Genomic DNA, 21026 nt, shown 5'->3' with positions numbered 1-21026 from the left:
AGCACAACTTTGATGCCGACAGAGATTTCAGCCCAATTAAAATCTTCTTTCATTTCTAAATTATTCGATCGTACCGCCGCCTACGACATATTCGCCGTCATAAAAAACGACTGCCTGTCCCGGCGTCGCCGCTCTCTGCGGCTCATCAAATACGCATTCCACCCGATCTTCGCCAATCTTGCGGATCGTACAGGATGCCCCTTTGTGGCTGTAACGAATCTTCGCACTGACGCGCATCTCCTGATCGCCCAGATCCTCAATCGCCATCCAGTTGAGGTTCCGGCAGGTCAGGCGGTTAGAAAAGACGTCCTCATTTTCCCCGATCACAACCTCGTTCGTCTCCGGACGGATCTCCGTCACGAACACCGGATGACCAAGTGCCAGATTTAAGCCCTTTCTCTGTCCCACCGTATAATGGGTAATTCCTTTATGATGACCTAAAATATTGCCGTACTTATCTACAAAATTGCCTTCGTCAATCCGGCAATCACTATTTTCCTCGATAAATTTTGCATAATCGTTGTCCGGCACGAAACAGATCTCCTGACTGTCCGGCTTGTGTGCCACCGGAAGTCCAATCTCCTCCGCCATCTCTCGAATCTTGTCTTTCGTATATTCGCCGACCGGCATCAAAGTGTGTGCAAGCTGATGCTGGGTCAGGTTATAAAGCGCGTAGGTCTGATCCTTCGCCGCCGTCGCAGACTTGCAGATCGCATAGCGGCCATTCGGCAGCTTCCTCACGCGCGCATAATGTCCCGTTGCAATATAATCAGCCCCAATTTCCAGACTTCTCTGCAAAAGGGACTCCCATTTTACATATCGGTTACAGGCAATACATGGATTTGGTGTGTGTCCGTCCAGATATTCCTGTACAAAGTAATCCATGACATTTTCTTTGAACTCTTTTTTGAAGTTCATCACGTAATACGGGATCTCAAGCCGTTCCGCAACCCGTCTGGCATCATCGACAGCGCTCAGACCACAGCAGCCGCCGTGCTCTTCCTGCTCTACATTCGTCTCATCCTGCCAGATCTGCATTGTGACGCCGATCACATCGTATCCTTGTTCTTTTAAAAGCCAGGCAGCCACGGAGGAGTCAACTCCTCCTGACATGCCGACTACTACTTTTTTCTTTTTCATCAATACTCTTCTTCGACGTCTTCCTCGCCGATATCCGTCTTCGGTTTTACGAGTCCTTTGATCTCAATGCCATTCTTCTGAGCATAATCCCAGAGAGCAGCGTGAATTGCCTCCTCTGCGAGCAGAGAACAGTGTACCTTAACTGGCGGAAGTCCGTCCAGTGCCTCCATAACAGCTTTGTTGGTAACTTCCATCGCTTCCTGGATAGTTTTTCCTTTTACCATCTCGGTCGCCATGCTGCTGGTCGCAACGGCTGCACCGCAGCCAAATGTTTTAAATTTTACATCCTGGATGATCTGGTTGTCATCGATATCCAGGTAAATACGCATAATATCACCGCATTTTGCGTTGCCGACGGTACCCATACCGCTGGCATTTTCAATCTCGCCTACATTTCTCGGATGCTGGAAATGATCCATTACTTTTTCTGAATACATCGGGTGTTTCCTCTCTATATCTTCATTCACTGTGAATGTTCATTTTGCTTAAAATGTCTAAATCTTACTGCTGCGGATGTTTCTTAATGTAATCCTCATACAGCGGAGACATAGAACGAAGACGTTCTACAATCTTCTTTAAGCAGTCTACCGTGAAATCAATCTGCTCCATGGTTGTCTCGGCTGACAGGGTCAGACGCAGGGAACCGTGTGCAATCTCATGCGGCAGTCCGATCGCCAGAAGTACATGGGACGGATCCAGGGATCCGGAGGTACATGCAGAACCGCTGGAACCACAGATGCCTTCCATGTCAAGCATGATCAGCATGGATTCACCCTCGATGAACTGGAATGCAAAGTTTGCATTGTTGGAAAGTCTCTGGGACGGATGTCCGTTGAGGCGTGCAAATGGAATTTCTTTTAATACACGCTCGATCAGGTGGTCACGCATCGCTTTTTCTTTTGCTGTGCGCTCTTCCATCGTCGCCATCGCAATCTCAACTGCCTTGCCGAATCCTACGATACCAGCCGTATTCTCGGTACCGCCGCGGCGTTTACGCTCCTGCGCGCCGCCGTGGATGAAGGAACGAGTCTTTAATCCGGTACGGATATAAAGGAAGCCGGTTCCCTTCGGTCCATTTAACTTGTGGGCGCTGGAACTGAGCATATCGATATGACACTCATCTACATTGATCGGAACATGACAAAATGCCTGTACCGCATCGGTGTGGAATAAAATGCCGTGTTTCTTCGCAATCTCACCAATTTCCTTGATCGGCTCAATCGTACCGATCTCATTGTTTGCAAACATAACAGAGATGAGGATGGTGTCCGGACGGATCGCCTTCTCCAGCTCGTCTAATTTAACAACACCGAACTCATCTACATCCAGATAAGTAACCTCAAAGCCTCTCTGCTCCAGGTACTCACAGGTGTGCAGAATCGCATGGTGCTCAATCTTGGTCGTGATAATGTGCTTGCCCTTTGCCTGATATGCCTCTGCTGTGGAAATCAGCGCCCAGTTATCAGACTCCGTGCCGCCGTAGGTAAAGTAAATCTCGTTGGACTTTGCGCCCAGCGCTTTCGCGATCGTCTCGCGGGCCTGTGCAATCGCTCTCTTCGGCTCTGCCGAAAATTCATAAACGGAAGACGGGTTGCCGTAATACTCCGTAAAATACGGGAGCATTGCCTCCACTACTTCCGGACGCGTTTTGGTTGTCGCCGCATTGTCCAGATAAATCAACTGTTTCATAACTAATAAATCCGCCTTTCTTCTTAGTGTATGCACGCCTGCCTTTATTGTGATTGTATCACACGGAATCTCACGGCAGGAACTCCCCGCCTGTAAACATTTGCTGCGTACATAGTTTGTAGCAATAAAGGTAAAAGCTTCATCTACGTTCTTTATTATTATATAGGAAAATTGAAAAAATACAAGCAAGAATGAGCGGGTTTTTGAAAAAACCTAGTTAAAAATGGGGTATATAATGTGCTCAAGCTATTCCACCTTACTTATCCAGACAATAAAAAACCGTCCAGCTAGGAGGGGTCAACTCCTGACTAAACGGTTTTTTATTAAATCTTTGCTCCACTTCTGCCTTGAAATCCGTTACCCAATCGGCAGCAATTCCGTGGAAACGCATGTTATCCTCCAAGAGGGAATCTTCGGATAACTGCTGTAGTGCTGTCATTGGCTTCTGACCGCACATGGAGGGTTGATGCAATAGGGTTTACATAAATAAAAAGAAATAAACTGGTAACGGATACCTGTCAATACTTATACATAAAAGGGATTGGTATAGAATCAGGTCGGTTCTTCACTTGACATATCGCTATTGTAATATTATTATATATTATTAGGATACTTCTAAGTGAAAACTCTTGTTTTTTCCTGATGGCTATAATATAACACGCATCAACTTGAAATACCATCCCCGGAACGAGAATATAAATATTGTTTTTTTACAATAATATAAGCATTTAAAAATAGTCCTATAAAGCAAAGGCTAATTAAGCTAAATGGAGGCGGAAAAATGTATATTAAAAACCCGGAGTATTTTATTACCACCGTCCGTGAGGGAAGCATTTCCAAAGCGGCTGAAAAATTATATCTGTCACAGCCATATTTAAGCCAGTGTATCGCACGAACCGAAAAGGAATTAGGTGTCAAGCTCTTCGATCGCAGCCATATGCCGCTCAAACTAACTGAGGCAGGAAAAATCTATATGCGTTATCTGGAAAGTGTCGGAGTCCTGACCGGGCAGTTTGAGGAACAGCTCGGCGAGCTGAAAACGGGGCGCAGCCGTACTCTGAATGTCGGCATGACGCTGTGGCGCGGATCCGTCCTGCTGCCGGATATCCTGCCAAGCTACTCTGAAAGCCACCCGGATGTCCGCATCACCTTACGTGAACACCACACTGCCCAGCTTTCCAAGCTGTTACAGGAGGATCAGATCGATTTCGCTCTGATGAATATGCCGCTCAATCTGGATGATTTCGTCTATGACACCGTCTTCAATGAGCGCCTCCTTCTGGTAGCCAGCAAGGACCATCCGGCTATCCGCGGTCTGGAAGCAGGCACTCCGGACCATCCGCTTCCAATCGACATGAAAAAGCTGCGCCGGGAACGCTTCATCCTGCTGCAGGAGGATCAGGTCATGGGACACGCCATGAAAAACCTCTTTGCCAAGATGAATATGGAACCAAAGGATGCCCTATACACCACCAGCAGTACGACTTCGGTCAACCTGGCGGCAAGAGGGTTCGGCATCACCTTCCTCCCGGAAGGCGGAATCCGCCACACTGCCCACGTGGAGCAGCTTGCATTCTTCACCGTAGACAATCCACCGTTCAGCGTGCCGCTGCTGCTTTTATATAAGAAGAACAGCATTATTTCACCACACGCGAAGGATTTTATCGATATGGTGAAGGAGTATTACCGGAATCTGGAAGCAAACAAAATAAAAGAATAAAGCCATAGGCTCTATTAAGCACAAAAAGCACATGAAAGTCTTCTATTGTTCCCAAATGTCTTTCATGTGCTTTTCGCATTTGCTTCTTCTGCTTAAACTTCCTCTTGATCCAGCTCCAGTCCTTTGACCATATTTTCGAATTCATATAGTAGGTCAATATACTTCTTTTGCCATGTTCCAAACAGGCTGCCACATCTCCCTCAATGTGGCAGCCTGCTCATCACTTTTTCATCAATCCTGCACTGCTCTTCCATGCCATCATCATAATATCCACTGAATCATCATATAGGTTGGCATTAGAAATAGATATGGGTTTACTACAAAGCTTTTTCATCTTTTCCTCACTTTCTATTTCGGTATGATTAAAAAGTTTCCTATCATCCAAAATATGCGCAGCAGTTACAAGAACCGCTGCGCCAAATCCAAACAACTATTTTTTAATTACCGCTGAATCGTGTTGGAATTCTGATTGTATGCTTTCGCTACGCACTTCCATTCACCATTCATCTTTAACAGAAGCAATACATCTGTGAAATCAATCCGATTGCCCCAGCCTTCTTCCAGAACACGTACAACCGCAAGTGATTCCTCTACCAGAAGTACATCAACGCGGGCTTTAAAATTGTCTCCACCAGGAACGGTATCTACATTATGATAAAACTGCTCAATCGAACCATGCTCCAGTTTTCCATCCAGATAGCCAAACAGAACCGCTTCATCGGTAAACAGCTCTTTCGCATATTTACTGTTTCCCTCTGCGACACTCTTAACAAATTTCATTGCTGCTTCTTCTACCGCCTGATACTCTTTTAATTCTGCTCTCATAATCGTTTCCTCCTTAATGAATACATTTTAATTTTATGTAAAGCAATTTGCCTTATATGTTTATTTTCTTTCGCGGTGTCCAAGCTGTTTATGTAAGAGGACATCCATCCGCACATTCTTTTCGGTTCAAATTGACTTTACTTAATAACTATATTATAATTATATCAATAATAATCAAAAGAACAAGTACGCACATAAAAGTGCAATACTAACCAAAAGGAGAGTGTAAAATGGGGGCCCGCTGCATATCAAAAGAACAATTGGAAACCACTGGATTTAGCTACACACTGTCATTAATCAACGGAAAATACAAAATGACCATCCTCTATACCCTGATGGAATTTGGTGTCGTCCGTTTCAATGAAATGAAAAAGTATATCGGTGGAATTTCTTACAAAACACTTAGTTCTACCCTAAAAGAACTTGAAATGGATCAATTAATTCATCGCGAAGAATACCCACAAATTCCTCCAAAAGTAGAATACAGCTTAACCGAGCGCGGAAAGTCCCTGATTCCCATTTTAGACGGAATGTGTGACTGGGGTGACAAGCATCGGCTATAATTTCATACCCACAAACGCCATCCTGGCTTTTCTTCTAAAAAGTGATGGCCGGCGTTTGTGCTCTTCACTCCGCTCTTCCATTCAAATATGCCTTTGAACCGTTTATTTTCCGAAAATGGGCAGCAATAGACATAAATTAAATGCTTTTTCCTAATTCATATGCCTGTTCCACTTCTTTTTTCCCGTCAACGTCTCCCGGCATCATATTGCCGCCCGCCAGGACATGGCCCAGATTTTTCCATCTTAAATATTCCATCAGGTGATCGTAATATACCACCGCATCCTCAAACCCATTTCCTTCCGCTGCCATCAGAAGTGCAGATGACTTATTGCCGCGAAGGTAATTTTTATTTCCTTCTTCAAGTGCAAACAAACGATCCACTGCCGTCCGGAGCTGCCCACTCATATTCCAATAATATAGCGGTGATGCCATAACAACGACATCTGCCTCTTTCACCGGCTGATAAATCTGCTGCATATCATCTTTTTGGACGCAGGGATATTCTTCCTCATTTTTTCCTCCAAAACATCCTTTACAGCCATGGATCTCCATCTTTCCAAGCCAGAAAATCCGGACGGTATTTCCGGCCTCCTCGGCGCCTTTTGAAAATGCATTTACTAATGCAGCTGTATTTCCCTTTTCCCTCGGGCTTCCATTTAAAATTACAATTTTCTTATTCACAAACTCTTCCTCCATGCTTGAATATATATCAATACTCTGCCCCCTATTTCCGGAGCAGCCAAAAGACATTTAGGTAATTCTATCCTAAATGTCCTTCAGCTTTACCATTTACCGGCCTTTATTTTTCATAGACATCTGATACTTCTGCTTCTACATATTTTTTATAAAGCTCATTCCACTCATTCTGAACCAGTTCAGAGCTGCAATGCGCTTTAAAATCAGCCTCCTTTTCCCAGGCATCGGATACTACCATTTTATCAGAGTCCGTGATCGATTCACCAATCTGATAATAAATATTACCCTTTTGCTTGCGGAAGTTTTCAATCAGCTGCAAGCGTCTGAGTTCCGCTGCGTATTCACTTCTTTTCCCGCTTTTAATCGTCAGTACTGCAACAAAGTTTGTCATCTTTCCATCTCCCATTTATTTAATACTAATACTTTCAAGTTTACACGTTTTTGTATTTCAATAGTGCCGATTACACTGCAACCATCCACAAAATCATCCTCTTACGCCTCTACTTCCCCATTTTTCAGACGTTTAAAGTAATCAAGTGTCAGTTCCCGCATTTTCGGAACCCAGAACATAATGCCAATGACATGAACTAAAATTATAATCATATTTCCGACATCTACCCACGGCAGAGCTGCATCTACACCAACCGTTCCGCCTAAGAAGCAAAATACAACTACCAGCACCTGCATTATTTTTCTGGCTGCTTTACCGAGCAGGTTCTCTGCCAGAATTCCGGAAGAAGTTGACATGGATAACGCCGAGGATGCTGCAAACAAAATCAAGCTGATGGAAGCTACCAGTCTTCCGATTAAGCCAATCGTGCCAAATGCATTGATTGCAAGGACAGAACCCGGAGCACCTGTTGTCCATGTTCCAGTTACCAAAATAACCATCGCACTGAATGTACAGATAACCATCGTACACATAAATACTTCAAAAATACCGAACATTCCCTGTTTTACCGGTTCATTGGTATTCGCCTGGGCATGAAGGATACTTGCACTTCCGTTTCCGCCATCATTCGAATAAACACCTCTTGCGCATCCATTTTTAATCGTAGCTGAGAGCGCCGCTCCTGCAAATCCGCCGGTTGCTGCCGTTCCGGTAAATGCGTTCGTAAAGATAGATACAAATGCTGGAACAAAATTTTGAATATTTAAAATAATCAGGATTGCTCCCGCTGCCATGTAAATAAATGCCATCGTCGGGACCAGTTTATCGGTTACCTTTACCAGGGCACCTAATCCGCCCAGGAGAACTGCAATAATAATCACGCAGCAGATAATGGTTGTAATCATTGGTTGGACGCCAAACGTAGCAACGGATGATGTAATGGCTCCTGTATGTACGCCGCAGCCAATTCCCATACCAAAGCAACAGGATACCGCCCAAATCCATCCAAGCGGTTTCCATATCTTCGCCAGATAAATATTGGCTCCGCCACGCCACTGTCCATTTTCATCTTTCTGCCGTGTGTAAACGCCCAGCAGAGCCTCCGCATATTTTAAAGCCATCGCGATAAATCCAATCACCCACATCCAAAAGACAGCTCCCGGTCCACCCAGTGCAATTGCGCTGCCGACACCAATGATGTTTCCTGTTCCGATCGTGTTGGCCAGTGTAGCCACCATAGCCGACCAGCTGGAAATACCTGATTCATCCTTATGATGTGCTGCATCTCCAAAGGTTGTCTTAAGCATATGTCCAAAATGCTTGATCTGTACAAAATCGCAGGCGACCGTGATAACCAGACCTCCGCCAATCAGAACAATCAGCATCGGAAGTGTCCACATCCACCCAGTAAACGCCATAATTGCATTATAGATTGCCATACGTATCTCCCTTCTTAATAAGCTCTGCTTTCTTATTACTCGTACATAGATGCAAAATATACAAACATCCGATCCTGATCCAACGTTCCACTAACCGGATCCGCATGCATCAGTTCCGGATGCCACTGAACCGCGATAATCGGAAGTTCCTTATGGACCATTCCCTCTATAATGCAGCTTCGTTTACACTCCACTTCAACTTTTTCTTCATTTTCAATTTTTCTCATCCATTCTTCTTTTTCTTCTTTTGAAAGGATTCCGGAAAACCATACCTGGCCAATCTTAAATCCCTTTCCCGGCTTCTTAACCGCCTGATGATGTGCAGAGTTTACAATTCCGCTCGCCCCATACATCAGCTCAAACGGTGTTCTCCGGATATTAATCGTATTATGCAGCTTAATTTCACCTGACTCATATGTATGCATATTGCCTTTTTCCAGATCCTGGATAATGGTTCCTCCAAAATATATGTTGACAAGCTGCATTCCTCGGCAAATCGCTAAAATTGGTTTTTTAGCCTTAACGGCCGCGTCCACAACTGCAAGCTGAAGCTCATCCAGTTCCCGGTCCAGATTTTTGCTGCCCTGGTTCTCTTCCCCATAGAGAGCCGGGTCCACATCCGGAAGACCGCCTGGAAACAAGATGCCATCGCACTCTTCAACCACCTTCGGATCCAATGAAATAACCAGTTCTGTATCCAGATTTTTCATCGCATCTGAAATGCCATCATACATCCCGTGTTCGTCTCTTTCTCGTTCTACATACATGACTTTTTTCATTTGTTTGTTCCCCTCCTGTTTTGTCATTATAATAATTTTTTTTGCAAAGCGATCTTTCTATAAGCTTGCTCCTATACAGCATTTGCAGTTCTCTTCCTCTTAAGAACTGTTCAAGTTGAAGGATCATGTCTCCAGTCATTAACAAACATCTGTAAAGGACAAACTGTAAAGCAAAATAATACTCAGACAGGTTGCCACACCTTCTGGATATGACAACCTGCTCAATTTTTTTATATGTGTATTAGGTTGTATGAAGTCTATTTCTCTATAATTCTAAAATTACTTACGAATCTTCTCCACAAATTCCTTCAGTCTCTTGCATCCCTCAACAACATTCTCATAGCTGTTTGCAAAGGACATACGGATATAGTGGTCGCCTTCGCTTCCGAATACATCGCCCGGTACCATTGCTACCTTGGCATTTTCAAGAAGCAACGGGGCAAATTCCTGTCCACTCATGCCGAGTTTTTCGATGTTGATGAAGATGTAGAACGCACCCTTCGGGCAGCGGCAGCTCAGTCCGTCGATCTCGTTGATTGCTTTAACTGCATAGTCGCGACGTCTCTGATACTCTTTTACCATGTCTGCTACTTCGTTCTTCTCTTCTTTCAGCGCTACGACGCCGGCTTTCTGTACGAAGGAACTTGCACAGGTAACCACGTGCTGATGCAGCTTATTGACAGTCTTGACAATCTCTTCGCTGCAGGCTGCGTAGCCGAGACGCCAGCCGGTCATGGAGTATGCTTTGGAGAAGCCGTTTAATGTGATGGTTCTCTCCTTCATGCCCGGAAGAGAGGCGATGCTGATGTGTTTTGCATCATCGTATAACAGTCTCTCATATACCTCATCTGATATAATCATGATATCGTTCTTCACAGCAATCTCTGCCAGTTCTTTCAGCACATCCTCTGCCAGCACACCGCCGGTCGGATTGCTCGGAGTGATAAGAACGAGTGCCTTGGTCCGTGGGGTAACCTTTGCACGAATCTCATCGAGATCAATCTGGTAATCATTCTCCTCTTTCAATGTATAGGTAATCGGAACCGCGCCCAGAAGCTTCGGAACATTTAAGTAGTTTAACCAGCCCGGATTCGGAACCAGAACCTCATCGCCCTCGTCGAGAATTGCTGCCATGACATCAAAAACTGCCTCGGAAAGACCTACACTGACGATGATCTCAGTCGGTTTGTACTCTACATTGTTCTGCGTCTTTAATTTCCAGGCAATCGCCTCCCGCAGCTCCATGGTACCAAAGTTGGAAGTATAGAATACATCGCCTTTTTTGATATCCTCGATGCAGGCATTCTTGATGTATTCCGGTGTATCGAAATCCGGACGTCCTAACTCAAAGTGAATGACCGTCTCTCCTGCGCGCTCCATTGCCAGCGCCTTTTCGTTTACTTTACGGATTCCAGACGGAACCAGTTCATCCATTCTTTTTGCGAATAATTTATCCATAATAAAATCTCCTTTTCATTCTGCATATACTCTCAGATTCTCATTGGTCCGCATCTGCTGACACTTTTCCAAGAATATTTTATTTTTCCTGGTAGCCGGCCGGAATTCCGTTTTTCTGTTCTCCAGCCCTTACGCTGCCTTTGTCTCGGTTTCCGCACCAGTTCCCAGCGTATGCATCATGCCCTCGCTACGTGCTACCACCATGGTGGTTACCACATCACCGGTTACGTTAAAGGTTGTATTTGCCATATCAATCAGTCGGAAGATACCGGCAATCAGACCTACAATCTCCAGCGGAAGTCCCATGTTCGTCAGAAGAATCGTGGTCATGATGATCGCGCCTCCCGGAACACCCGGACAGCCCATAGCTACTAATACAGTAGAAATAATAATGTTTACCAATGCGGACGGTGTCAGGTTCATTCCATAAATCTGTGCCGTCATTACGATAGCCGCTGCATAGTAGATACATCCACCATTCATGTTGATGGTTGCGCCAAGCGGCAGGGAGAACGATGATAACTCGGAAGATACACCAAACTCATCATTCGTAACAGAGGTTGTGATCGGAAGAGAACCGCTGCTGCTGGTGGTGCTGGCCGTTACAACCCATACTTTCCAGATACCCTGCAGCCATTTCTTTACCGGGAACTTTGCCAGAAGCGCTACCATCGGAATATACATCAGTAAAACAAGGATTACATCGGAAGCATGAACCGTGAGAATCAGCTTTCCGAGCGGTCCAAAGATTTTCAGACCATATGCACCAACTGAATCTGCTAACAGTGCACATACACCAATCGGAGAAAACTCCATAACAATGGCTGTGATTTTATACATTGCATTGGCACAGCTCTGTACACCTGCTAAAAGGCGTTCCCCCTCTTTTCCCATCATGATAAGTGCTACGCCTAAGAATACCGAAAATACAATAATCTGCAGCATATTTGTGTTGGTAAAAGAAGTGAAAATGTTGGATGGGAACATATCGATTAACGTATCAATGATACTCGGCATCGCCTGCGCCTCATAATCAGTCGATTGTGATAACGCGGTTAAATCAAATCCTTTTCCTGGATTGATGATGTTTGCCATGATAAGCCCTAATCCTACACAGAGTGCAGATGTCAGCGCATACAGTCCAACCACCTTCACGCCAATGTTCCGAAGCTTTTTCAAGTCTCCTAAGCTCGCGACTCCCGCTGTGATGGAAAAGAATACCATCGGAACGACAATCATTTTAATCATATTTAAAAAGATGGTTCCCAGAGGTTTTACAATGGTTGCTTTTTCTCCAAATACGAGTCCGATGACAATACCAAGACCAAAACCGATGAACGTCTTTGTCGCCAAGCTCAATTTCTTTTTTTCTTTCATGAATATTCCCCTTCTTATGCAATACCCTCACTTACTGTTCACACATATGTGACCACCATGTTGTTTCACAGCACTTTCTATTTCAAAAGTGCCTGCTTTAAACAACCTCCTCTATGCTATATTCTCTCCCAGATTTCATTTCCCCAAATGTCCTCCGGGAGAGAGGTATCTGCAGTTCCGGGTAAATTTCCCAATTCACCTGCAAAACATGCCTTCCGTGAACTCTTCCGGATGTCCTGCATTCCGGAAATGCATCTTTGCCATGTTTTGCAATTAGTATGCTCTTGTCATCGCACCGTCTAACAGGATGGTCTGACCAGATACGTATGTATTCGCCTCGGAGCACAGCCATGTAGCCAGACGTCCGTATTCATCGATGGTGCCGTAGCGTCCCATCGGGAACTTCTTCAGGTCTTCCTTCTCGTAATCTGCTACGCTGATGCCAGCCTTGTCTGCACGCATCTTGTTCAGATTCTCAATTCTTGCGGTGCCGATACGACCTGGTCCAATGACATTGACTAAGATATTGTCTTTGCCGACCTCACTCGCCAGGGTCTTGCTCATGCCGACAACGCCCATTCTCATGGTATTGGAAAGAATCAGGTTGTCCAGGCAGTCCTTAACGGAAGAAGAAGTTGAGTTTACGATACGACCGCCGCCGAGACGTTTCATGGACGGGAGTACCGCACGGATGGTTCTTACGTAGGAGAGCAGGCACATCTCAAAAGCGCCCTCCCATGCCGCATCATCAAAGCTTACGAACGGTCCCGGCTTCGGACCCGGACACATATTTACGAGTGCGTAGATATCGCCCAGTGTTTCAACGGTGTGTTTTACAAGTGCCTCGATGTCCTCCGCCTTGTTAACATCGCAGAGGAAGGTCTCCGGACGGTTTCCGGTTTCTTTCTCAATCTCAGCCTGTGCTTCCAGAAGCTGATCTTTAAACGGTTCTGCGGTACAAATCATAACCTTTGCACCTTCTCTTGCCATCTCGGTTGCAATTCCCTTGCCAAGTCCGGCTGCTGATGCCATACAGAGAACTACTTTGTCTTTTAATCCTAAATCCATGTTGCTACCTCCTGCTTAAAATGAATATATAAAATGATTTGAATGTTCTTTTTGAATTTTTCGTTTTTTTGAAGTATCTTATTTCCCAAATGTATCTGATATGTGTCAGTTTCTTGGAATTGGGATGGCGCTTTCACGCCATCCCCGGTACATATTACAAGGCGATTCTATTTGGGGGAAATCACCATGCAGCCCATTTTTATCTCCATCCATCACGGATGAAATCTCATTTTTTACGCTTCTTTCTCCGGATGTTTCTTTAAATCAACAACCGGGTTTACAAGTGGTGTCATCTCGAATCCGTCCGGTCCGGTGATGCGGCACTCTGCTACATCGCCATCCTGGATGTGGAACGCTCTCGGTGTTCCGGTGGAAAGGATGTCTCCGGCGTACCAGCCCTGGATGCTGCTGTGCAGGGATACCAGACGCGGCGGTCTGTGGGTCATGTTTGCTACTACGTTTTCTGCATGAACTTCACCGTTGTGAACACTCTGAACCAGAAGTTCATTGACATCCGGTACCTCATCCGGAGTTACAAGCTCCGGACCGAAGGAGAAGAAGGTCGGGAAGTTCTTTACGATAGTTAAATATCTCGGATTGCCGCTTACATAATCATTTCCCTTTAAGATGGATTCCTCGGTCATATCAAGGATGGTGGTGTAACCGACGATGGCATCCTGCCAGTTTTCTTCGGATACATCTCTGCAATCCTTGCCCATGATGATTCCAAGCTCAGCCTCTGCGGTGGTTTTCTGTGCTTCTTTTAACTTCGGAAGCAGGATTTCATCGCCCGGACCAATCAGGGTGTCTGCCTGCTTGAAGAAGCTTCCCGGAAATCCCTTCGGAGCTGCAGAACCGATGTCTCCGGCATGGTCTACATAGTTAAGGCCGATACCAAAGATACGTTTCGGGTTGCGGTAGAGCGGTCCGTATACAACTTTCTCGCTCGGAACCAGTCCCGGAATACTTTCCAGCTCTTCCTTGCCGCCTGCGTTATACCATTTTGTCAGTCCCGGAATCTGCTGCTTCTGGATGAGACTCATGACATCCTCGGCCCATGCAGTTCCCTTTGCTGCATTCAGTGCCTCAATCGGAAGCACTCCATTCTTTAAGACGATACCGGCTTGTTCTGTTCCGTTCACTTTGATAGTTGCAAATCTCATATGGTTTCCTCCTTTATCTGTCAGAGATTGCTTCTTCAGAAGTTCTATTTGTCTGTTTCTTTTCATTTTGTTTCAGCGTCTGAAACCCAACCTCATGAAGCTCTCTGTTTCTTTCTGACATTACTTTACCATTCCCACCAAAAATGTTCCAACTCTCTTTCGAATATGGACGTATAGGTAAATGGTTATGGACCATAACGTGTCTAAAATGATACTTGACCTTCCCTAATAAGCGAAAATACGCCTGGATACAGGCTTTCCTTGTGGTTGGAGGAAGTGGAAATGCCTGTTCCAGACGTATGATTTTAAATATATATAATCGTTTTATTATGGATTTTATAAGTTAATCGTTCTAGTAGTATGTTTGATGTCCATAGGAGAATCCTTATGCCTGTCCATGACACTGAGAATTTGAACACTTATTTTAATATGCAGCCTTGAAAAACGGCACCAGTGCAATCGCTTTCGCACAGTCATGGGAATAGCCGCCGCCCAGGCTCTGCATCCGAGTTTCTATTTTTTCAGCTATGGGATATACTCCAGTATTTTATCTGGTTAAAAATCCGAGTTATTTTTAAATATGGCACTATAAGCAATTTCCTATCAGTATTTTGTGAAATTTTAAACTATTTTTTAGCCAGTAGAATGTATTTGATAAAATCATCTACTGTTGCCCCCACGCCCGGATAGCGCTTCATCGACAAAAGGATTGCACGCTTTGCCAGCGGATCGCCAATCTTGTAATAACAGAGTTTTTCCGTTTTCTCTATGTATTTCAGCAGTGCATCCCTAAAAAAGATGATACCGGACTGTCCGCTCCGCGCCACATTATAGGCAGTCTGAAGCTGATCAAAATACATAATCACCTTCGGCTCGAAACCAGCGTGGGCGCAGATATCCATACTCCTTTTATAAGAATCCTGATTCTTTTTCAGCATCAGAAATGGTTCTTTCGAGACTTTGGAAAGGTCCACCGCACGCACCGCTTCATCCAGAAAACTCCGCTCCAGGATTGATTCCCTGGAGATCTGAAACTCTTTCAGCTTCTCATTCACAGCAAAGGAAGCAGGAACCGCCATAATCATATACTCATACCCCAGCGTCACACTCTCAAACATCTCCGGGTCGAGTGCCTCGACATCCATCGTGATATCAAACTGCCCGGTTCTAAGCCCCGCATCCATCCCTGAAATATCCGTCTCCGTCACGTTGATCCGGCACTTTGGATTCAGTCTGCAATAGCCCCGGATCACCTCCGGAAGAAAATACGCACAGAAATATCCGGAGCTTCCGATGTTAATCACACCGGAACGGATACCCGCCAGCTCTGCAAAATGCTGCTCCATCTCATTGCTGAGCTCGTATATCTTCCGCGTTTTTTCCAGATAATACTGCCCCGCCGGGGTCAGTGCCACCGGGTTCACATTACGGTCAAAGAGAGCGATTCCATATAACTGCTTCTCTATCTTCTTGATCGCGCCGCTGAGGGCTGGCTGGGAAATATAGAGTTTCTGGGCTGCTTTTGAAAAACTTCCTTCCTTCGCAATTTCCATCACGTATTCATACTCACGCTTACTGAACATACTCCCATCCCTCCATTGTATCTTTATGTACTACTTTATCTTTTGTCCGGTTATATGTTTAAGCCACTCCCCGAAAAAAAGTAAAAATATTTTTTTATGCCATTATAACGAGTTCTTTTTATCACGTCAATTCTGTAATGTATACTAATTTTACACAATTTTCAGTCTCTAAACAACAATCCGAGTATTTTTCACTCTTGCTTTATGAGGCGTTCTTTCCTATAAAACAACGAAAAAGACGCTATGCTGAAGCCTCATTACTTCGTACACAGCGTCTTTTTATCCAGAATTTTATTAAAATCTAAAATTTGAATTATTCAGCCTGCTCAGACTCTTTCTTTGCGTTCAGGTACTCCTGGATGTTTGCCATAACCTCGTCTGCGTTCAGACCATGTACCATGCAGGCCTCCTCCAGAGACTCACCGATCGAAGACGGACAGCCAACACAGTGCATGCCTGCCTCCATCAGAACATATGCAATACCCATATCATACTGAAGCATCTCGCCCATCGTGGTTGCTTTTGTGATTTCCATGATAAATTTTCCTTTCTATTCATACTTGCAGTCTCTTACGCAGCTTTGTGGTTTTCACCGCCGCTGCAAAAACACCGCGATTATTCTTATGCTTTCTTATATTAACACGAATCGCGCGGTTTTACTATCTTTTTTTGTGAAACATAGAAAATGTTACGATTCACTGGAAAAATTTTTCTGAGCTGAAAATTTTGTACAATCCGGCAGCAGCATTGCTCTTCTCTTGCATCCTCTTCTTATTTCTCTTATAATTACCATGATTGTTCTATGTTTTCCTGTATTGAGAATACGATAGTCACTGGCTCCGTTTTTCTGCCTGTGTCGGAAAACATTTTGATTTTTATACATTAAGGAGTTTTATAAAATGGATCCCTTTTCCATGTTAGAATTACTATTATCCGAAAACCAGTTCGAACTTATTCTCCCGGAAACCGGCACTTCTGCTCCCGACACGATCCGCCTGGTTTACCTGATGAATGATGCAGTCGAAAGTTTCCTTCTCTTCCACAACGCCCGCCTGACCGGTACCTACGATCCGGCATACGAGGGCGAACTCGATGCCCTCTTAACCCAGGATGAAAACGAACGCTACGCCCTGATCGTCCATCAGGGAGACTCGGTTGTCACACTCTTTTTCGAAGATCTGACTCTCGAAAATCACTACTATGACTACAGTCAGATCGGGCACTTCTGGATGAAAGGCTACGAATACCTCCGCCAGCTCGAATACCGCATCGCCATCCTGCGCGACAAACTCGACTATCTGGGGGAAAACTCCTGCAACGCAAACGAGCGGGAGCTTGCCTCCCTCGCGGAATTTCCTCCGCTAAACGTCTGCTGCTACCCGGCGGTCCCGGAAAAATACCGCGTCATCCGTGAAAATCCCTGGCATCTCTCCGAAGACGCTTCGCGCGTCTTCCAGTCCATCGCCGTCGAAGCCGGTGATCCAAAACTGCTACATCGCCTGAAGGACTATGAGCAGCACCCCACCAAGCGCCGTGCCCGTCAGATTGCCCGCCTCCTGCACCGGAACACCCATGCCAAGACAGTCGATCTCCTGACCCGGAAACTTCAAAAAGCCTCTTCCGCCTATCCGTCCCGCACCTTCGGAAAAGCCCAGCAGACCCGTCACCTGGCTCTCGAACTTCTTGCCAAAAAAAGACAGAAAGAGCTTGAAAAGCGCGGCATCCGCTCCGAACTGCTGCGTGAAGAACCCTTTACGACAGCGCAGGATTCGATTGAATTTAAGATGCATTTAATGATATGGGAGAAAGGAATTTTGAACCGTAAGGCGAGGATTGAAACCTGGGAGGAGCCGTAGTGGGACGTGAAAAACCTGAGAGCGGCAGCACTGGAAGCCGTTCTCAGGTTTTCACCTTGTTTTTAAGAAAATGATGGTTGGAATAAAATAATTTATTGCAACAGATCCTGCCGGTTGCAGTACTCTGTATGCAGCAGCTTATGTGACAGCTCCCCGCACGGTTCTCCCAGATACGTCTCATAAATTTTCTGGATCGCCGGGTTCTTGTGCGACTGTCTGACCGGAAGCTCTGCCTCTGCCTCATAGATGGCTTTCTTCCGCTTCTCCATGATCGACCATGTCTTAGGCGGATTTCCACCGCCGCCGATGCAGCCGCCCGGACATGCCATGATCTCGATAAACTGATAATCGGCGGTTCCGTTTTTTACCTTTTCCAGCAAAACTTTCGCATTTTTAATGCCATGTGCCACCGCTACCTTGATGACTCTGCCGTTCAAATCAACCTGTGATTCCTTGATTCCCTCGAAGCCGCGGACCGGTGTATAGTCGAGATGTTCCATCTCTTTGCCGGTTACCACCGCGTAGACGGTGCGGAGTGCCGCCTCCATGACGCCGCCAGTAGCACCGAAAATAAGTCCCGCGCCGCTTCCTTCGCCAAATGGATCGTCAAACGGTGTATCCGGAAGCTCGGCAAAATCGATTCCACCGGCACGGATCAAGGCAGCCAGTTCCTGAACCGTGATGGAAATATCCACATCCTGGTAGCCGCTGTCCTTCATTTCCGGACGGGTACACTCAAATTTCTTTGCCGTACACGGCATAACGGAAACACTGCAGATCTCACCCGGATCGATGCCCTCGCGCTTCGCAAACCAGGTTTTAATCAGCGCGCCGAACATCTGCTGCGGAGATTTCGCCGTCGATAAATGCTTTGTATACTCCGGTGCATAGGTTTCACAATATTTGACCCACGCCGGACAGCAGGAGGTGATCATCGGCAGGGTTCCGCCGTTCTGCAGGCGGTTCAAAAGCTCGGTTCCTTCCTCCATGATCGTCAGATCGGCAGAGAAATCGGAATCGAATACCTTGTAAAATCCCAGGCGCTTGAGAGCCGACACCAGACGTCCTGTGCTGACAACGCCCGGCTGTTCGCCCAGTGCCTCCGCCAGCGTAATGCGGACGGACGGAGCCACCTGGATAATCAGTTTTTTGCCTAATTCTTTCTGGCGATATAACCCGTAGGTATGATAATGCACCGTCAATGCTCCGGTCGGACACACCTGCACGCACTGGCCGCAGTTAATACAATTGGTATCAGCCAGTTTTTCCCCATAGGCCGGGGCAATCAGCGTATGGAATCCACGGTTTTCCTTCGAAAGGACATTGATTCCCTGAATCTCATTGCAGACCTCCATACAACGCCCGCACAGAATACATTTCTGCGGATTCCGCATGATGGCCGGAGAACTCCAGTCCTCCTTCTGATGGCGGAGCTGCTTGTCATAGCGGATATCGAGGTGCATTCCGACATCCTGCGCTACCTTCTGCAGATCGCATTTTCCGTCCTTCGGACATACGAGGCATTCCTGCGGATGTCTCGCAAAAATCAGTTCCAGAATATTTCTTCTCGCTTTCAATACCTTCGGGGAGGCCGTCTGCACGACCATTCCCTCCGAAACCGGTGTGCTGCACGCCGTCGGAAGCAGTCTCTGTCCTTCTACCTCGACCACGCAGATGCGGCAGACCGCCTTGATGCTCAGATCCTCATGATAACAGAGAGTCGGAATGTGGATACAGGCTTTTTTCGCCGCCTGTAGGATCGTCGTTCCTTCCTCCACCTCTACCGGCTGCCCGTCGATTGTCAGATGTACCATCATGCTTCTCTTCCTCCTCTCCGCTCAAATCGTCCCGCGTAGGATGTTCCCCGGCTGCGGTGTCTCGCATACGCGTCATACGAATCATACATGACATCGCGTTCACCGACTGCTGCACGCCGTCTTCCCATCCGGCTGTTTCCATCGTTTCTATAATCTTCTTCTGCTTCATAAATTCCTTCCGCCACGGCTGCCTGAGCGCAGACCGGGCAGTAATCGCGGTCGATGTGCGCCAGATATTCCTTACGGAAGTTCTGGATGCTCGTCTGCACCGGAACAGCGGTCGAATGTCCCAGACCACACAGGGCAGTCAGGCGCATCGTCTCCGTCAGCTCATCGATTTTTTCCAGATCCGGCAGAGTCGCCAGCCCCCGGCTGATGCGGGTAACCAGATTGTAAAGCTGCTGGCCGCCCTCGCGGCACGGTGTACATTTTCCGCATGACTCGCCGCGGAAGAAGTCCAAATTGTTTCGCACAATATCTACAATACAGTTGCTGTCGTCGATGACCAGAATCGTACCGCAGCCAAGACGTCCGCCGGATGCCGAAACTGTATCAATATCCAGTGTCATATCGATCTGATCGGCATTGATGATCGCACCGGAGGTACCACCGGTCTGCACGCCCAGAAGCCCTTTTCCATCCGCGATGCCGCCGCACACTTCATAAATGATATCTTTGAGGTTCACGCCCATCGGAAATTCAAATACGCCCCTGCGGACTACATTTCCACAGACCGTAAAAAGCTTTGTGCCAGGGCTGTTCGCTGTGCCGATGCTGCGGTACCATTCCGCTCCGTTTAAGAGGATCGGTGCAATATTCGCCAGCGTCTCTACGTTATTTAACATGGTCGGTTTTCCAAAGAGTCCGTGAATGCTTGGAAACGGCGGACGGAAACGTGGCTCGCCTCGTTTTCCCTCAATGGACTCAAACAATGCCGTCTCCTCGCCGCAGACGTAAGCACCCGCACCGGAGCGGAACTTGATTTCAAAGTCAAAACCGCTCTCCATCATATTTTTTCCTAAAAATCCGCGTTTTTCCGCATCCTCCAGCGCATCTTTTAATACCGGGAACAAATATGTATACTCGGCTCTCAGATAAATATATCCGGTATGGGCGCCGACTGCTTTTCCAGCAATCGCCATGCCCTCGAAGACCGCACACGGGTCGGTAGAGAGAAGAATCCGGTCTTTATTCGTTCCCGGCTCTCCCTCATCGGCGTTACAGACGATGTATCTCGTTGGGTCAGATGCGTGGGCGGTAAACTCCATCTTGCGATAGGTCGGGAATCCCGCACCGCCGCGTCCACGAAGTCCGGAGGCGCGGATCACATCGATAATCGCTTCACTGTCCATCGAAAGTGCTTTTTTCAGCGCTTCAAATCCGCCGCGGTCCGCATACTCCTGTGAACTTCTCGGATTAATCTTGCCGCGGTTTTTCAGCAATACGTGCATTTCCTCCATA

The 21026-nt window shown here is 46.4% G+C and carries 19 protein-coding genes; 3 read left to right on the top strand and 16 right to left on the bottom strand.

From position 1 onward, the window contains the following. Positions 1 to 60 precede the first annotated feature (60 nt). From mnmA to nifS, 3 genes are all read right to left on the bottom strand, one after another. A complete protein-coding gene (gene mnmA / locus DWZ76_RS03220; RefSeq protein ID WP_118471834.1) occupies positions 61 to 1140 on the bottom strand; it encodes a tRNA 2-thiouridine(34) synthase MnmA in 1080 nt (359 codons plus the stop codon). After that, positions 1140 to 1577: a Fe-S cluster assembly scaffold protein NifU gene (gene nifU, locus DWZ76_RS03215; RefSeq protein WP_022358753.1), complete on the bottom strand. Its 438-nt coding sequence runs from the start codon at positions 1575 to 1577 to the stop codon at positions 1140 to 1142. Before nifU ends, mnmA begins: the two co-directional genes overlap by 1 nt. A gap of 64 nt (positions 1578 to 1641) precedes the next feature. Then, entirely contained in the window at positions 1642 to 2829 is a 1188-nt protein-coding gene (nifS, locus tag DWZ76_RS03210) for a cysteine desulfurase NifS (protein ID WP_022358754.1), read from the bottom strand. Between the two features lie 781 nt (positions 2830 to 3610). On the opposite strand from nifS, the gene DWZ76_RS03205 reads away from it, so the two are divergent. Beyond that, positions 3611 to 4549, top strand: a complete 939-nt coding sequence (locus tag DWZ76_RS03205; protein WP_118471832.1) for a LysR family transcriptional regulator — start codon at positions 3611 to 3613, stop codon at positions 4547 to 4549. Positions 4550 to 4990: 441 nt separating this feature from the next. On the opposite strand, the gene DWZ76_RS03195 is transcribed toward DWZ76_RS03205, so the two are convergent. Next, a complete protein-coding gene (locus DWZ76_RS03195; RefSeq protein ID WP_118471828.1) occupies positions 4991 to 5374 on the bottom strand; it encodes a nuclear transport factor 2 family protein in 384 nt (127 codons plus the stop codon). A 230-nt stretch (positions 5375 to 5604) separates the two neighbouring features. On the opposite strand from DWZ76_RS03195, the gene DWZ76_RS03190 reads away from it, so the two are divergent. Beyond that, the gene (locus DWZ76_RS03190) at positions 5605 to 5937 is read left to right on the top strand and encodes a helix-turn-helix domain-containing protein (protein ID WP_118471826.1); all 333 of its coding nucleotides are present in this window, start codon (positions 5605 to 5607) and stop codon (positions 5935 to 5937) included. Positions 5938 to 6073: 136 nt separating this feature from the next. On the opposite strand, the gene DWZ76_RS03185 is transcribed toward DWZ76_RS03190, so the two are convergent. The 10 genes from DWZ76_RS03185 to DWZ76_RS03140 all read right to left on the bottom strand — a co-directional run bounded on the left by DWZ76_RS03185 (position 6074) and on the right by DWZ76_RS03140 (position 16427). Next, positions 6074 to 6619 carry an NAD(P)H-dependent oxidoreductase gene (locus DWZ76_RS03185; protein WP_118472006.1) on the bottom strand — a complete coding sequence of 182 codons (546 nt, stop codon included), beginning with the start codon at positions 6617 to 6619 and terminating at the stop codon, positions 6074 to 6076. A gap of 118 nt (positions 6620 to 6737) precedes the next feature. Continuing rightward, positions 6738 to 7025, bottom strand: coding sequence for an antibiotic biosynthesis monooxygenase family protein (locus DWZ76_RS03180; protein WP_182427973.1), 288 nt, complete (start codon positions 7023 to 7025; stop codon positions 6738 to 6740). Between the two features lie 101 nt (positions 7026 to 7126). Next, complete coding sequence (locus tag DWZ76_RS03175) at positions 7127 to 8464, bottom strand: amino acid carrier protein (RefSeq protein ID WP_118471822.1); 1338 nt, start codon at positions 8462 to 8464, stop codon at positions 7127 to 7129. Positions 8465 to 8499: 35 nt separating this feature from the next. Continuing rightward, positions 8500 to 9243 (bottom strand): gamma-glutamyl-gamma-aminobutyrate hydrolase family protein, encoded by a 744-nt coding sequence (locus DWZ76_RS03170; protein WP_182427972.1) that lies wholly within the window; start codon positions 9241 to 9243, stop codon positions 8500 to 8502. Between the two features lie 279 nt (positions 9244 to 9522). Beyond that, complete coding sequence (locus DWZ76_RS03165) at positions 9523 to 10701, bottom strand: pyridoxal phosphate-dependent aminotransferase (RefSeq protein ID WP_107001267.1); 1179 nt, start codon at positions 10699 to 10701, stop codon at positions 9523 to 9525. 129 nt (positions 10702 to 10830) lie between these two features. After that, positions 10831 to 12078 carry a dicarboxylate/amino acid:cation symporter gene (locus DWZ76_RS03160; RefSeq protein ID WP_118471818.1) on the bottom strand — a complete coding sequence of 416 codons (1248 nt, stop codon included), beginning with the start codon at positions 12076 to 12078 and terminating at the stop codon, positions 10831 to 10833. A 273-nt stretch (positions 12079 to 12351) separates the two neighbouring features. Continuing rightward, the gene (locus DWZ76_RS03155; RefSeq protein ID WP_107001269.1) at positions 12352 to 13146 is read right to left on the bottom strand and encodes an SDR family oxidoreductase; all 795 of its coding nucleotides are present in this window, start codon (positions 13144 to 13146) and stop codon (positions 12352 to 12354) included. A gap of 233 nt (positions 13147 to 13379) precedes the next feature. Then, the gene (locus DWZ76_RS03150) at positions 13380 to 14309 is read right to left on the bottom strand and encodes a fumarylacetoacetate hydrolase family protein (RefSeq protein WP_118471816.1); all 930 of its coding nucleotides are present in this window, start codon (positions 14307 to 14309) and stop codon (positions 13380 to 13382) included. A 626-nt stretch (positions 14310 to 14935) separates the two neighbouring features. Continuing rightward, positions 14936 to 15892, bottom strand: a complete 957-nt coding sequence (locus DWZ76_RS03145) for a LysR family transcriptional regulator (protein ID WP_118471814.1) — start codon at positions 15890 to 15892, stop codon at positions 14936 to 14938. A 313-nt stretch (positions 15893 to 16205) separates the two neighbouring features. Next, positions 16206 to 16427, bottom strand: a complete 222-nt coding sequence (locus tag DWZ76_RS03140; protein WP_107001272.1) for a DUF1858 domain-containing protein — start codon at positions 16425 to 16427, stop codon at positions 16206 to 16208. Between the two features lie 364 nt (positions 16428 to 16791). On the opposite strand from DWZ76_RS03140, the gene DWZ76_RS03135 reads away from it, so the two are divergent. Further along, positions 16792 to 17748 carry a DUF3878 family protein gene (locus DWZ76_RS03135; protein ID WP_118471812.1) on the top strand — a complete coding sequence of 319 codons (957 nt, stop codon included), beginning with the start codon at positions 16792 to 16794 and terminating at the stop codon, positions 17746 to 17748. Between the two features lie 92 nt (positions 17749 to 17840). Here the strand turns inward: DWZ76_RS03135 and DWZ76_RS03130 are convergent, their stop codons facing one another. After that, positions 17841 to 19565 carry an NADH-dependent [FeFe] hydrogenase, group A6 gene (locus DWZ76_RS03130; RefSeq protein WP_333549122.1) on the bottom strand — a complete coding sequence of 575 codons (1725 nt, stop codon included), beginning with the start codon at positions 19563 to 19565 and terminating at the stop codon, positions 17841 to 17843. Next, the gene (gene nuoF / locus DWZ76_RS03125; protein WP_181986212.1) at positions 19562 to 21025 is read right to left on the bottom strand and encodes an NADH-quinone oxidoreductase subunit NuoF; all 1464 of its coding nucleotides are present in this window, start codon (positions 21023 to 21025) and stop codon (positions 19562 to 19564) included. The genes DWZ76_RS03130 and nuoF overlap by 4 nt, the downstream gene beginning before the upstream one ends. Between the last annotated feature and the right edge of the window lies 1 nt (position 21026).

The sequence above is a fragment of the Clostridium sp. AF35-15 genome, from assembly GCF_003477745.1.
Lineage (GTDB): Bacteria > Bacillota > Clostridia > Lachnospirales > Lachnospiraceae > Otoolea > Otoolea fessa.
This window is presented reverse-complemented; position numbering and strand designations above follow the sequence as displayed.

Coding starts and splice junctions, on each gene's coding strand:
- DWZ76_RS03165 (WP_107001267.1), bottom strand. CDS start 10,701: ATGGATAAATTATTCGCAAAAAGAATGGATGAACTGGTTCCGTCTGGA.
- DWZ76_RS03180 (WP_182427973.1), bottom strand. CDS start 7,025: ATGACAAACTTTGTTGCAGTACTGACGATTAAAAGCGGGAAAAGAAGT.
- nifU (WP_022358753.1), bottom strand. CDS start 1,577: ATGTATTCAGAAAAAGTAATGGATCATTTCCAGCATCCGAGAAATGTA.
- DWZ76_RS03170 (WP_182427972.1), bottom strand. CDS start 9,243: ATGAAAAAAGTCATGTATGTAGAACGAGAAAGAGACGAACACGGGATG.
- DWZ76_RS03145 (WP_118471814.1), bottom strand. CDS start 15,892: ATGTTCAGTAAGCGTGAGTATGAATACGTGATGGAAATTGCGAAGGAA.
- DWZ76_RS03150 (WP_118471816.1), bottom strand. CDS start 14,309: ATGAGATTTGCAACTATCAAAGTGAACGGAACAGAACAAGCCGGTATC.
- DWZ76_RS03205 (WP_118471832.1), top strand. CDS start 3,611: ATGTATATTAAAAACCCGGAGTATTTTATTACCACCGTCCGTGAGGGA.
- DWZ76_RS03130 (WP_333549122.1), bottom strand. CDS start 19,565: ATGATGGTACATCTGACAATCGACGGGCAGCCGGTAGAGGTGGAGGAA.
- nuoF (WP_181986212.1), bottom strand. CDS start 21,025: ATGGAGGAAATGCACGTATTGCTGAAAAACCGCGGCAAGATTAATCCG.
- DWZ76_RS03135 (WP_118471812.1), top strand. CDS start 16,792: ATGGATCCCTTTTCCATGTTAGAATTACTATTATCCGAAAACCAGTTC.
- DWZ76_RS03160 (WP_118471818.1), bottom strand. CDS start 12,078: ATGAAAGAAAAAAAGAAATTGAGCTTGGCGACAAAGACGTTCATCGGT.
- DWZ76_RS03140 (WP_107001272.1), bottom strand. CDS start 16,427: ATGGAAATCACAAAAGCAACCACGATGGGCGAGATGCTTCAGTATGAT.
- mnmA (WP_118471834.1), bottom strand. CDS start 1,140: ATGAAAAAGAAAAAAGTAGTAGTCGGCATGTCAGGAGGAGTTGACTCC.
- DWZ76_RS03175 (WP_118471822.1), bottom strand. CDS start 8,464: ATGGCAATCTATAATGCAATTATGGCGTTTACTGGGTGGATGTGGACA.
- DWZ76_RS03155 (WP_107001269.1), bottom strand. CDS start 13,146: ATGGATTTAGGATTAAAAGACAAAGTAGTTCTCTGTATGGCATCAGCA.
- DWZ76_RS03195 (WP_118471828.1), bottom strand. CDS start 5,374: ATGAGAGCAGAATTAAAAGAGTATCAGGCGGTAGAAGAAGCAGCAATG.
- DWZ76_RS03190 (WP_118471826.1), top strand. CDS start 5,605: ATGGGGGCCCGCTGCATATCAAAAGAACAATTGGAAACCACTGGATTT.
- nifS (WP_022358754.1), bottom strand. CDS start 2,829: ATGAAACAGTTGATTTATCTGGACAATGCGGCGACAACCAAAACGCGT.